This window comes from Gimesia aquarii (assembly GCF_007748175.1).
GTDB classification, from domain to species: Bacteria; Planctomycetota; Planctomycetia; order Planctomycetales; family Planctomycetaceae; genus Gimesia; species Gimesia aquarii_A.
In genome coordinates, this window is record NZ_CP037422.1 from 1,830,039 (window position 1) to 1,842,648 (window position 12,610).

Annotated in this window: 9 protein-coding genes; 6 read left to right on the forward strand and 3 right to left on the reverse strand. The window is 45.7% G+C overall.

Annotated features, from left to right (window positions below; translation table 11 throughout):
- Nucleotides 1–29: 29 nt before the first annotated feature.
- Both V202x_RS07260 and V202x_RS07265 read right to left on the reverse strand, forming a co-directional pair.
- Nucleotides 30–1,373 carry a DUF1552 domain-containing protein gene (locus tag V202x_RS07260; protein WP_145172558.1) on the reverse strand — a complete coding sequence of 448 codons (1,344 nt, stop codon included), beginning with the start codon at nucleotides 1,371–1,373 and terminating at the stop codon, nucleotides 30–32.
- 38 nt (nucleotides 1,374–1,411) lie between these two features.
- The gene (locus V202x_RS07265) at nucleotides 1,412–4,000 is read right to left on the reverse strand and encodes a DUF1592 domain-containing protein (protein WP_197993269.1); all 2,589 of its coding nucleotides are present in this window, start codon (nucleotides 3,998–4,000) and stop codon (nucleotides 1,412–1,414) included.
- Nucleotides 4,001–4,183: 183 nt separating this feature from the next.
- Here V202x_RS07265 and mgtE point away from each other — a divergent pair, with 183 nt between their 5' ends.
- The 6 genes from mgtE (at nucleotide 4,184) to V202x_RS07295 (ending at nucleotide 12,287) form a co-directional block, all read left to right on the forward strand.
- Nucleotides 4,184–5,575 (forward strand): magnesium transporter, encoded by a 1,392-nt coding sequence (mgtE, locus tag V202x_RS07270; RefSeq protein ID WP_145172560.1) that lies wholly within the window; start codon nucleotides 4,184–4,186, stop codon nucleotides 5,573–5,575.
- A gap of 325 nt (nucleotides 5,576–5,900) precedes the next feature.
- Nucleotides 5,901–8,456 carry a hypothetical protein gene (locus V202x_RS07275; protein ID WP_145172562.1) on the forward strand — a complete coding sequence of 852 codons (2,556 nt, stop codon included), beginning with the start codon at nucleotides 5,901–5,903 and terminating at the stop codon, nucleotides 8,454–8,456.
- A 78-nt stretch (nucleotides 8,457–8,534) separates the two neighbouring features.
- A complete protein-coding gene (locus V202x_RS07280; RefSeq protein WP_145172564.1) occupies nucleotides 8,535–8,759 on the forward strand; it encodes a hypothetical protein in 225 nt (74 codons plus the stop codon).
- Between the two features lie 100 nt (nucleotides 8,760–8,859).
- A complete protein-coding gene (locus tag V202x_RS07285) occupies nucleotides 8,860–9,777 on the forward strand; it encodes a hypothetical protein (protein ID WP_145172566.1) in 918 nt (305 codons plus the stop codon).
- 139 nt (nucleotides 9,778–9,916) lie between these two features.
- On the forward strand, nucleotides 9,917–10,534 hold the full coding sequence (locus tag V202x_RS07290) for a hypothetical protein (RefSeq protein ID WP_145172568.1): 618 nt from the start codon (nucleotides 9,917–9,919) through the stop codon (nucleotides 10,532–10,534).
- A 241-nt stretch (nucleotides 10,535–10,775) separates the two neighbouring features.
- Complete coding sequence (locus V202x_RS07295; RefSeq protein WP_145172570.1) at nucleotides 10,776–12,287, forward strand: hypothetical protein; 1,512 nt, start codon at nucleotides 10,776–10,778, stop codon at nucleotides 12,285–12,287.
- On the opposite strand, the gene V202x_RS07300 is transcribed toward V202x_RS07295, so the two are convergent.
- On the reverse strand, nucleotides 12,271–12,585 hold the full coding sequence (locus tag V202x_RS07300) for a hypothetical protein (protein ID WP_145172572.1): 315 nt from the start codon (nucleotides 12,583–12,585) through the stop codon (nucleotides 12,271–12,273). The two genes, V202x_RS07295 and V202x_RS07300, sit on opposite strands and share 17 nt — an antisense overlap.
- Nucleotides 12,586–12,610 lie beyond the last annotated feature (25 nt).

Sequence of the window (12,610 nt, forward strand, 5' to 3'; positions counted from 1 at the left end):
CTAAAAAGCAGTTGCTCCATGAAGTAGAGTTAGACGAGTCCTGTTAACGTCGAAGTCGAATCCTGAAACCTGGGAGCTTCCACTCCCATCGCCTGTATGATTGACAATAATAAGTTACTGAGTGGTGGATGCTTCTCAACATCAAATGCGAGGTGTTGCCCCTGTTTCAAACCTAGTTTGTGTCCACCTGCAATCAGCGTCGGCAGGTTTTTGGGAGAATGTTCTCCTCCCTTTCCTGAGTTCATACCAGAACCATATAGCACAATCGTGTGGTCGAGCATGTTACCATTGTCCTCTGTTGTTGATTTGAGCAAATCCATGAACCGTGCGAGCTTGGAGAGATGGAAGCGATCTATGACTGCCAACTTTTTCAACATACTGGCATCGCCACCATGATGCGAAAGTTCGTGATGATTTTCACCTCCTCCACCAAAGCCTCCCGCTTCTCGTGACCATTCAAACGTGATGACACGCGTGGCGTCGGTCGCAAACGCCAGATAAGAAATTTCCAGCATCACATCGATCCACATCGGTCGATCATGCGCGTTGTGTGGTTGGCTTGCCAGTTGTAACCCTATAGGATCTACTTTTGGTTTGGGAACATCAATCCATGATTCCAGGCGTGTTACACGTTGCTCGGTTTCTCTGACGGAGTTTAGATATTCATCTAGTTTTTGTTGATCTTTCTTTCCCAGTTTTTTGTTCAGAGTCGTTGCATCCTGCAGTACACTGTCAAGAATCGACTTTCTTTCTGCATAGCGTTTTAATGTCGCTTGTTTTCCTGCGTTCGTTTCAGGTACAAACAATCGTTCGAACAGTCGCTGTGGAGAATTCTCAGCAGGAATGGGAGTACCACTGCGATCAAATGAGAGAGTATGACTATGCCCCGCGCCTCCTGTGCCTGAAGAGTCAGAAATTTGCAGTGAAGAGAACCGTGTCTTTTTGCCATGATATTCGGCGACGATCTGATCGGCAGAAATCGTATTTGCATAGTCACTTCCCGGAACCGCCGATAAATCTGCGCCCGTTAACCAGGTATCAGCGCCCGAGTGACCTCCTTTGGAAGCGGGATGTCCGATTCCGGAAACAACTGTAAAATCCCGCTGATGTGCTTTGAGCGCCAAAAGTGTCTGTGACAGTTGATATGACTTTCCTGCGGTTTGGGGAACCCACTCTAAAATATTCACGCCATTGGGAACATAACAGCAAATCATGCGGGGATGCTGACCGGCCGAGCGATTCCAGGCTTTAAATGTCGAAGGCCGGGCCGAAGCAGAAGGAATCATTGCCTCCAGCATAGGCAAACTGAGACAGACACCAAGCCCTTTGAGCATGTGTCTTCGAGAGAGTGGTTGTTTCGGAAAGGAAGTCATCACAGCACCTCTATGGTTTGATCAACTGTGTTGTTATTTTATTTTGATTGAAACGGCTCTGAGAGCACAACAAATTTAATCAATGATCTCAATGTATAATTGTTTTTCTTCATTTCCGTAACCGCCAGGTCAATGGTCGGATTATCGGCGATGCCCAATTCCCGCCCTAAAGCATAAGTGAGCATTTTACCGCTGAGGCATTTCAGAAACAGCGTTTCCTGTTTCATCAGAGAATTACGCAAACCATCCACACCGGTGAAACGTGTTCCGTCTGGCATGCTGGCAGAAGCATCGATTTTCGGATCGTTGGGACCAATACGGCCTTTATAGCCAAATCCTTCCTGCACGCGCCATTCTCCAGCAGCATTAAAGTTTTCCAGAGCAAAACCAAGGGGATCGATTTTATTATGGCAACGGGCACACTGAGGTAATTCCCGATGAATTTCTAATCGCTTTCGGACCGTCGCTTTATCGATACCGGGAACCTTTGGGGCAATGTCACCAACATTGGCGACGGGCAATCCGGGGTCAATACCCAGCAGATTTTTCATCACCCATGTCCCTCGTTTTACGGGTGAAGTCCGGGTTCCATTGGATGTGATTGTGAGAACGGACGCCTGGGTCACAATCCCACCACGGTGCACACCGGCGGGAACACTCACTTTTCTGAAATGGTCGCCTTTCACTCCCGAAATTCCATAAAAGCGAGCCAAACGTTCGTTAATGACCACGAAATCAGATTTCACCAGATTCATCACATTTAAGTCATTCTGTAAAATTTCTGCAAAGAACGCTTCAGATTCTTTGACTATTGAGATTTCCAGATGTCGATCATATCGGGGATATAAATCGGCTGCAGGTGGGTTGGCACCCACTTCACGTAACCCGAGCCATTGACCGGCAAAATTTTTCGTCAAGGCGCCGGCTTTGGGATCAGCCAACATCCGGTCAACTTGTTTCGTGAGTTCCGATGACTGGCTTAGTTTTTTATTTTTCGCGACTTCCATGAGTTCTTCATCGGGCATACTGGACCAAAGAAAGTAAGACAGTCGCGAGGCGAGTTCATAGTCATTCAATTTTCGCGAGGTTGATTGACTACTGGAACCAGTCGTCATTGTGCGAGGGGCTTCGGTAAGATAAAGAAAATGAGGTGAAACCAGAATCGCTGTCAGAGGAGTTTTGATGGCTTCTATAAAAGAAGAGGCATCCTTACGCACCTGACGGAACAGCTTTAGCTTGCTGTCAATTTCCTGTTGTGTAACGGGACGACGATAGGCGCGACTCATCATTCGCGAAATAATTTCTGTGGCAGCCTGACGTTCGTTATGTGGGTTCGCTTTAATACTGCCCATAATCAGTTTGTGACTGGGGGGAGGCCAGGACACATAGTAGGGGCCTTCCAGTTCGATCCAGTCCACATAGAGTTCGGGACGCGCAAACTGGTCTCCTGTCTGCATCCAGAAATTTTCCAGAACACGGGGAATATCATAAGCATATTCAATGGTGACCCCCGCTTTTTGTGTCGAGAAAAATCCCTGGAACTCATAAATTTGAGGCTTAGAGAGCGGAGCATCAATGTCGAGCTCAGCCAGGACTTTGGGTTGTCCTCCCAAATGTTGGGTGAACTTCAAACGAGGAAACCCATAGTCATACATCGAATCGGTTTGAAAATGTTTGAGGTCCCGTTCGAACTGTTGTTTCGTCCATTTTGCCCCACGAGGATTCTTACGGTTCTGCCGATCCATTCTGTGCTGCAGTGCCAGCTTGGCAGATGCGACGACAGCTGTTCTTGCCGGCACTTTCCCCGCTGCGCGAATTCGTATGATATAGTTACCCGCATGAGGCATGCGAAAGTCCCGCGCATTTAGTTTTTTGTCCCAATTGGCGTGGTGGATCACTTTAAAACCATTTTCAACTTTGTTTTTCCCCCCATTCACAATCATTCGTTGCCCATCATAGACAACTCGATTTCGATCGGAATCTCCTGAATCGGGTTGAATACGCCATTTCAAAGTCGGTGGTGCGTTTGTTTGAACCAGTGCTTTATCCAAAATCTTACGCGCGGCTTCCAGATAAAGTTCCAGATGCAGCGGAGAGAGCGTCAAGGCCCCCCCGTTATTGTCAAAGCCTCCCGCTGGCGGATCCTGTGGGAAACCGGAGGTATCGAAATCGAGCCCGATCAAATCGCGAATCGTATTTCGATATTCGGCTCGATTCAGTCGACGCAGCACAATCGCCGAATCGCGATTGGCTAATTCGGCTTTGACCATTTGACTGGTGATCCAGTCAACTACTTTTGCAACTTCTGTTGTCGTCGGCTTTCGTTCTCCGTCAGGCGGCATTTCGTGCCCGTTGAGAACGTTCACGATCTCACCCCATTTCCCTTTTGCAACAGGTTTTAAAAAATTGTTTTCGAGACTGGAATCCACACGAAATTCATTGTCCTCGATTCCTTTTTGATGGCACTTCAGACAATACCGCTTTAAAAATGGGGCGACGACTTTTTGATAGCCATTAGAATCAGGGCGTAAAGTGGACGCTGACTGTGCCGAGGCTGTATCGGGGAGATCAATCCAGAGGGCCAGTATACTACCCATAAAAACAAATTGCCTAGAAAACCATGACATGGAGGGATTCCAGAATAAAATCGAGTTAGAACTTGATTGATTTGCGGCAACAATAGTAGAACATAAACATCACCATTTAGAATTCGCCATTTTATTGCCTTCTGCGACATATTGATAATATTTATTTTAGGATTGTTAGTAACTCGTTAAAAATGGCTATTATCCTACAACGGAAAATACGACATGGAAGAATCGCCCGAAACGACAGAGGGTGTCGTCAAAGAAAGTCAGGATGCCTGGGAACAGATCGATCAGATTGTTGCAGCCGGGGATCCCGAAGCCGCTCACGACTTTTTGAAGGAGCTGCCTCCCGGTGAAGATGCGCGGGTAATGGCTCAATTGTCAGATTCCGAACAGCAGGAATTCATTACGCTGATCTCTGATGAAAACGCCGCTCGCCTGATGGAGTCGCTACCAGAGCTGCAAGCAGGGCAATTGCTTTCAGCTTTACCTCCAGAGCAGGCTGCACCGATATTCGACGAGATGCATAGTGATGAACAGGTCGATCTGCTTGATCAGCTTCCGAAATCACAGTCCGCAGCCATCCTTGAGGAGATGGACCCCACAGCGGCAGAGAATGTCCGTTTTCTGGCACAGTACGATCAACTCTCTGCTGGCGGACTGATGATTACAGAGTTGCTTGCGTTTGAAGAATCAGAGTCAGTCGATGATGTCGTCTCTAATTTGCGTCAAAATGCAGAGAAGTACGGCGCGTATAATGTCCAATACATCTATGTCATCAACTCTGAGCTCCAATTGACTGGAGTACTGCGTTTGCGAGATCTGTTACTCGCACCACCTCAGCGGCAGATATCAAAAATGATGATTACCAATCCAACCAGCGTATTGGATTCTACGGGACTGCAGGATCTGCAACATTTCTTTGACGCTCATCCTTTATTTGGTCTTCCGGTTGTCGATAAAAATAACAAACTTGTGGGAGTCATTCGTCGTGAAGACGTGGAACAAGCGGGAGAAGAACAGGCCGGTCGAACCTTTCTCCGTTTTGCCGGAATTATGGGTGGTGAAGAACTTCGCAGCCTTCCGCTCAAAACGCGTAGCGCGCGGCGGCTCTCATGGCTCAGTATTAACATCGTATTGAACGTGGTCGCCGCCAGTGTGATCGCCATGTATGAGGACATTCTCGCCAGCGTGATTGCACTGGCTGTCTTTTTGCCGATTGTCTCTGACATGAGTGGTTGCTCTGGAAATCAATCCATTGCTGTCAGTACACGCGAACTCGTGCTGGGGGTGATTCGACCGAGAGACTGGTTCTATATCTTCCGCAAAGAATTCGTACTCGGTATGGTGAATGGCATCGCTCTGGGTGTTTTGCTGGGAACTGTTGCCTATCTCTGGAAAGGCATACCGGCATTGGGGCTCGTCGTGGGGGGAGCATTAGCGCTCAATACGCTCATGGCGGTCTGCCTGGGTGCAGTCATTCCGTTGATACTAAAAGGCTTCAAACTCGATCCAGCATTGGCTTCTGGGCCAATACTAACCACACTAACTGACATGTGCGGATTCTTCCTTGTACTGTCATTCGCACAAGCACTACTACCTTGGTTGACATAAAAATAATCAGTCTGTCATAGCGGGGCTCAGGGGCATCCTGACGCTGGGAGCCGATTTCAATGACTCGTTTTGATTTAGTCACCACAGCGAAACCAGCCAAGAAAGTGCACATTTAAACACTTTGCTTTCCTCACCCAATTCACAACCAGTAAAACCATAAATCTCTGATTCAAGAATCGGATCATTGGCAAGAATCTAAGGAAAAAGCTTCGCGAGCGCCTGTAGTTCTCTTTTATGATCCATTCTTGAGAATCTGTTTTAAAACACTGATTTAGACAAATTTACGCAACGGACCCAAACCACAGTCATTGAATCTGGAATGATCATGAACGAAGCTTTGCAATCAAACAATCATCATTCACGGACCTTGCTGATTGCAATTTTGATTTGTTTCGCCATTCTTACTGGTGCACGATTAAATCATATTTATCTCGTCTCTCCAGATAGTGGTGACTACATCTTAATGGCACGAGGGCTGAGTACCAGCTTCGAGTATCGCCAATTCGATTTTCCTGGAGAGCCTTATTTCACAGTGCGGCCTCCGGGAATGTCTGTGCTACTCATCCCGGCTGCTTTGATCGCCCCTTACAATGCAATCCTTGCTAAGGTGACGGTCATTTTTACCTCCATTATCATGCTGACTCTGCTTTATCTATTTATGTGTCGACTGCAGAATTTTGCAGGCGAAGCGTCTCCCAAGACAAAGCAATCTCTCCACTGGCCAGCCTTGTTTATCATTCTACTTCTAGCGACCAATCCTTATATTTTACTCTTTTCCACACTCATCATGAGTGAAATCCCTTTTATGGCTTTTACCATCGCCATTCTGTATCTCATTTCTCATGATGAAGAGCAGGTCAACAAACGAAAGCTTGTTCTCTTAACCTGCTTAGTAATGTTCCTCCCATTGATTCGTACAATTGGTGTTGCCTTAGTTCTGGCCCTGGGGATGTGGGCCATCGTGAAGCGGAAACGTTGGCCTTATCTGATAAGTGTAATCTGTTCATTCGCAGTAACAGGCTTATGGATGCTGCGAAACAACTCTTTCAAATCCGATGTTTACTCTGCGGCAACAATGGGAGAAATGAAATCGATGGGTGTTCTCGGTACGTTTCTCTCCATGCTGAATCGATCACTCATTCACTTTGAAAGCTTGTGTCAAAAATTATTTCCCAGTATGCCAGGAGTGATCCCCAGTTATGAACGATTTGTGCTCGATGGCAATCATGTTTTACCAGGGCCTCAATTCATCTATTATCTTGGCAGCATCTTCATTATTTCGATCGCCATTTATGGTATGCTGAAATGCTGGAATCGAGGAGGTGCGGTCAGTTTTTTCTATATGTGCATTACATTCGGTATTCTCTCTATATGGCCTTGGATGCAAGCGCGCTATATCTTCCCGCTGTTACCAGTCATTCTGGCTTTTCTCCCCGTAGGGTTTGTGTGTATTGTCAATCGTCTTTCTAAACAAAACGAAACAGCTAAAAAGGTCATAATGGGTCTCGTGGTGCTACTCGGTATCGGACTATTCGTCTCTCAGGCTAAAACAGACTATAGTATGATTTACGCAAATCAGAAGCTCATTTTCCAAGGTGATGAATTTTATGAAACTGAATTCCCTTCAAATCACTACAGCGATTTTGTAGCAGCGGGTAATTGGATCAAAAATAATACTGCTGCGAATGCACGAGTTCTCACACGCCGAAACGATGTTGCCACGACCGGCCATCGATTCCAGAAACAGATTCACTTTGAACAAAAAAGACCAAACGAGTTGCATACAGCAATTCAAACATTCGCACCGCAATATCTGGTGAGCTTTGATAAAACAACAGTAGGCGCGTTCCCATGGCACTTACTGGATCATGATCTTGTCTACCGCCTGACTCCGGTTTACGAAAAAAAAGGAGTCGTGATCATTGAAATACAACCGAATTATGAAGGAACAATCCGTCATCAATACTGGCAGAAAGACGAACCAATGGACATTGCCAGGGAAGCGTTCGACAAATTTCCCAATCGACTTTCGTCACAGGTAAACTATCTTCAACAGTTACTGCAGGCGGAAAAATATGACGCAGCCATTTCATTTGTTAAGGAACTGCCCGAAGTTAGTGATGTCCGAATCGTCAATTTTCTGGGATGGGCTTATGTCGGTAAACACCAATTTAAACAAGCTCTACAAGAGTTTACCAAAGCGACACGGATGCCAGGACAAAGATTAATTAGTCAATCTATCCGGCGTGGAATGATGCTCTCAGAAAAACGGCTGGCTGACAAAAATGGTTCTGGTGAATTAGCACCATCAGAAACTCCCAAGAACAATCTGCGAATTGCGGAAGAGTATTGGAAGCTGGCACACTTCGATAAGGCACATGAATATACACAAAAAGTTTTAGATTCAGATAATGCAAGCAAAGTAGAAATTGAAAAAGCGCATCTCTTAATGGCTCGACTTCATTTAATCAATGGGCGTACGGCACAGGCACTGGAAGAGCTAAATCGAATCCAATCCACAGAGAATCAAGAAGCAAACAGATTACTCGATATGATCAAACTCGAAAAATCGATTGCCTCTCTGTTTGAAATAGGCCAACTGCTAGACCAGAGACAACTTGATTCCCTCTTTCAATTAGTTTCTATTTATCAAGCAGAGGGTGTGCCCGGAAAGGCGTTGAAACTATTGGCTCAAGCGCATGAATTGGCTCCCGAAAATTTGGAGGTATTAAAGTTACTGGCAAAGTACCAGCTCTTCTACCACAAAATTCCTGAAGCAGAAGCAAACTATCTCACGCTCCAAAAAACAATGCCAGAAGACCAAGAGATCAAGGATGCACTTACCAAAATTGAAACGCTCCAAAAAGCTCCTCATTTCTAAGGGTTTTCTGTGTAAACTATGATGTAGCAGTCATTGATCCTTTCTCCTCCTTTAAGTATTTGTTAAAAAAGTGAGCCGATGGTAGAACAAATTGAGTGTGTCGGCGGTCCATTGGATGGAAACATTAAAACATTTGTCGGGCAGCAAGCCTATTTTCCTGCCATTGGTCTGGCTGAGCATATTTTCAAGCCAGGAGAAAAAATGATCCGAGACACAATGGGTTTGAGAGGCTGGCATATGTATCAACACAAAGAGGGAAAATATTACTATCTTGGGATTCAACAAGGCAATCCCGACGGGTAAATTCACTGGCCGTTTTAAGCCATCAAATTCCTATGACTTTAAAATTCTGTCACTTTTGATATCCAACATCTCCATTCATAACAGAAACCATTTCCAGACGATGACCAAACTGATTCTTGCCAGTTGGCTTGCTGTTGTGTTTTTTTCTGCAAACGCAGGACTTGCTGCCAATCCTGAAATCACAAACAAAAAAGAGACTGCGCAGCCTCTCTACGATGCGGGAGTGCCAGAGACTGGTTTTCTGACTCTCAAAACAGAGAACTACACGGTTCCCTTAGACGCTGCCAGCGGTTGGACGATTGAGAAGATGTTCTATCGCGATCACCTCTTTAGTCTGAATAACGGCCATTATGGAACCGTATTGAAGCCCCAAGGAGGGCAGTGGTGGGGAACAGGACACAAAGAAGGGGGGCGAGAAGTCGTCCATCGATTAACACTGATTGTGGATGGTCAGAATGTTCCCATCACAAAAACGGGAGAGACCATTACCGGTAAACGGATTCAATTCATCAAAGAATCGACTATCTGGAAATTTAAAGTCCGCGCCAAAGTGATTCTTACTAATGACTTCGTTGAAGAACAAACAGAGATGGAAGCTCTGGAAAATTGCAAGACCGATTTACTTTACTATTTCATGCACTGCTTCCCTCCCTCGACAACAAACTGGATTGCCCAACTCCCGGATGAATCATTCGAAACAGGGGAGTTGTCACATTCAAAGAAAATGGCAGTCAGCAAAAACACGAGTTGGGTTGCTCAATACGATCCGGAAAATCAACTCGGTCTTTTATGTTATACTCCCAAAGTCATCGCAGGTAACCGTAGTGCCAGCCACATTTGGGACCTCGATCGATATCACAAATACTATCTCCGTCATAACAGCGGACAGTCATTTGAAAAGGGAGAGAAGCTGGACTTCACAGTAATAGTAAAAGCAGTCCCCAACGAAACGGGCGACTGGAAAGAGACAAAAAAAGCAGCTTCTCATCTGATGAAACAGTTTCCCGTCGTGAAATAATCCTCTTTCATGTCTCTTGTACAGAATGAGGGGTTAAGTATGCCACGGAGAAAAGGTCAGACCTGGAAAAATCAAAACTTGATACGTTAAATGCCAGTTTAAGTTTATCACTTTGCTTCAATCACCAGGAGTAAGAAACATGTCGGAGAAAGAAAGAGCCGATGAAGATATTCGCGTTTTCAATCACAAGTTTAAATGGGAGTCTCTTCGCTCTGTGGTCTTCTGGAGTTTCATCGCACTGGCTACCCTCTATATTTTTAAACCACATGAGTTGCAAGATTCTATAAAACAGTTAGAGCTCGAACTTGGTAATCAAATCAAAGGCAAGATGTTCGAACAACGTGTTGGTATTCTCGACGACTTTATCGTTAAGAGCGATGCATATACAAAACATGTTAATGTAGTAGCCGAACACGCAAGACCAGCTGATTATCATTCTTATGAAGAAGAGTTTGTGAATTCGTATAATCTACAGCTTGCACGTATGAGAGCGGTATTTGGAGATGCGATAGAGAGTGAAATCCAACAAGCAAAAGCGCAGAGAAAAGCCTTACACAAAGCCTTGAGGGTAATGAAACAGTACAAGGACGAGACAAAGAAAGACTATACAGTTCGTCCTTTGGAAGGAATCGAGATTGAGAATGTGTCACAAGAGCGGGAGGCACTCGTCAACAAGAACATCGCGATCACAGAAAGAGCAATTCAACTCCAGTTTTCAGGCATTATTGAAGAGGATTCGAACGTCAGTAAGAAATAATAAGCCGAACAAAAAAGGTAGCAACAACAATGGCCATGACTTTCGATGAACTGTGGAAAGACGTTTCGAGTTCGTTCGTTGATGACAGTAAGTCTGGATTGCCCTGCCCAAAATCACTCCGTTCTGGAACTCAGTGAAGAATGTTTGCTATAATCTACAAAGTCGATGCCTGAAACCGTTTCAGGACCAATCCAAATGGGGAATACCGCGCTAATTCTTAATTCAACATCTACGTGTCAACATGCCTCGTGCCAAGAAGATCCGGATTGCGGCAGTCGATCCGAAAGCAAAAAGTGTCCGCTCAATGGAGCCAGGAATCAAAACTTGGCTTTTTGATGAATCCTATTTTGAGATGCTGCAAGCTCATGGCAAGCATATCGAAAAGTTTCTTGGAGATCCAAATCAACAAACAAGCAAAAAGCAGTTGACGACGCTTGCATCAAAAGGTTGGTTAGTGGGTATTGATCACGAACCCGAAATTGTTGATTCGGACGGAGTACCGGGCGTCGATTTTGTCACCTGTCGATCTTTGCGAAAGAAGCCTCCAAAGGACGGCTTTTGGTATGACCCCATCGAAGCCGTTGTGTCGCTGCCAAGTGGAAAGCTGTGTGTCGCATACGACGAAACAATTTTTGCGCGCGGTGCGCTTGGCGAGACAGAGTGCCTCAAATTGTTGCCAGGGTTTTACAAACTTTCGGTGTTCACACGTGTTTTTGATTCTGCGTTTCCCGGTGGTGAGAAAATGGAGATTCCCGATCTGGCCATCTATTTGACGAAGTCAGAGTTGTTGCAGCACCCGTTTCAACCGACAGCGACGACGGTTCCCATTCATCCGCCTGAACAGGATTTAGCAAAGCTGAAGCGGAGAATCCATGGCGTGCCAGATCCTCCTGATCAGAAGCCAAGTTTCAAGGTGAAACAAGGGCGTTGCGAGACGACCATCAACTACGTCGATTCGATTGGTATGCTGCAAATCATGATGAAACCCAAAGATCGAAAATGTTTTGGTTTCGAAGAGGGCCGAGTTATGGTTTTGACAATTGGAGAAGGCAAGGCCAGGCAGAGTTTACACGTGATCATTGCACCAGAAAAAGGATTTGACCCAAAGACTTGGCCTGGCATTGATCGACTGAAACGAAAAGTGGATAACCTTGCTCATACGAGGGTGGCTGGCGACCATGTCTACTTTGAAATCATTAAAGAATCACGAAAGAATCCATTAGATCTGAAACCTGGCCTCCAAGCTGCCGCAGTGCTTGAGTTGACTGACACGGAACCCATTGACGCGAAGTCGTCTAGCAAAAGAGCGAACAAGAGTTCTGCTGTTTCCAAGAAGTTCCAAATTGACAAGGAGTTGTTGGGTGGTTTTGTCAATCAACTGGAAAAGGCCGATTCGTGGACGCTTGCATTTCTATTTGACCGAAAGGGAACTTCGTTCCTTGGGGCCATCTGTATTCATCCTCCGCAGGAGTTGACCAGTCGAAGCGGCAAAAAGGAGACGCTCGCCGCGGGTATCACTGGGGCTTGGGGAAAGTTTCGTGGTGGCGATGAGGTCGAAAAAACGTTTCGAGGTTATCCGGACGGTATCGAGCGTGCATTGAAATGGGTTCATCAACAGGCAATGAACTGCCAATTCTCCGTTAATCGCACTGAGCTAGAAATTAACGCTCCCCGAAAGTATAAGATTGATCGTCACCGAGCCAAACAAGATGCAAAACAACTTGGCATCGAAGTATTTACCGACTCGCTCTAAATGGAATTCGATTTTCGCTGAGCGAATTGTTAGAAAGTTTAGCCAGATTCACCAGTCCACAAGATTCTATCCACCACCAAAGCCCCCACTGCAGAACCGGCTGAGGTACTTGTGACATTCGCAATAGAGCGCGGTGTGTGGTATCAGGTGTCGCAAGGGATTCGTGGTATTGTCGTGGGAGATCAGAACGAGAATCCATACGTGTATTTGCTTTTAGAACCTGCATCACATTATTATCAAGTGATGACAGGCTATCACTTGGAGCCTGTGTTTTGGGGTGAGCAGATATGATTGACAATCTTCGAATGCAGTTTAGTGGAGTG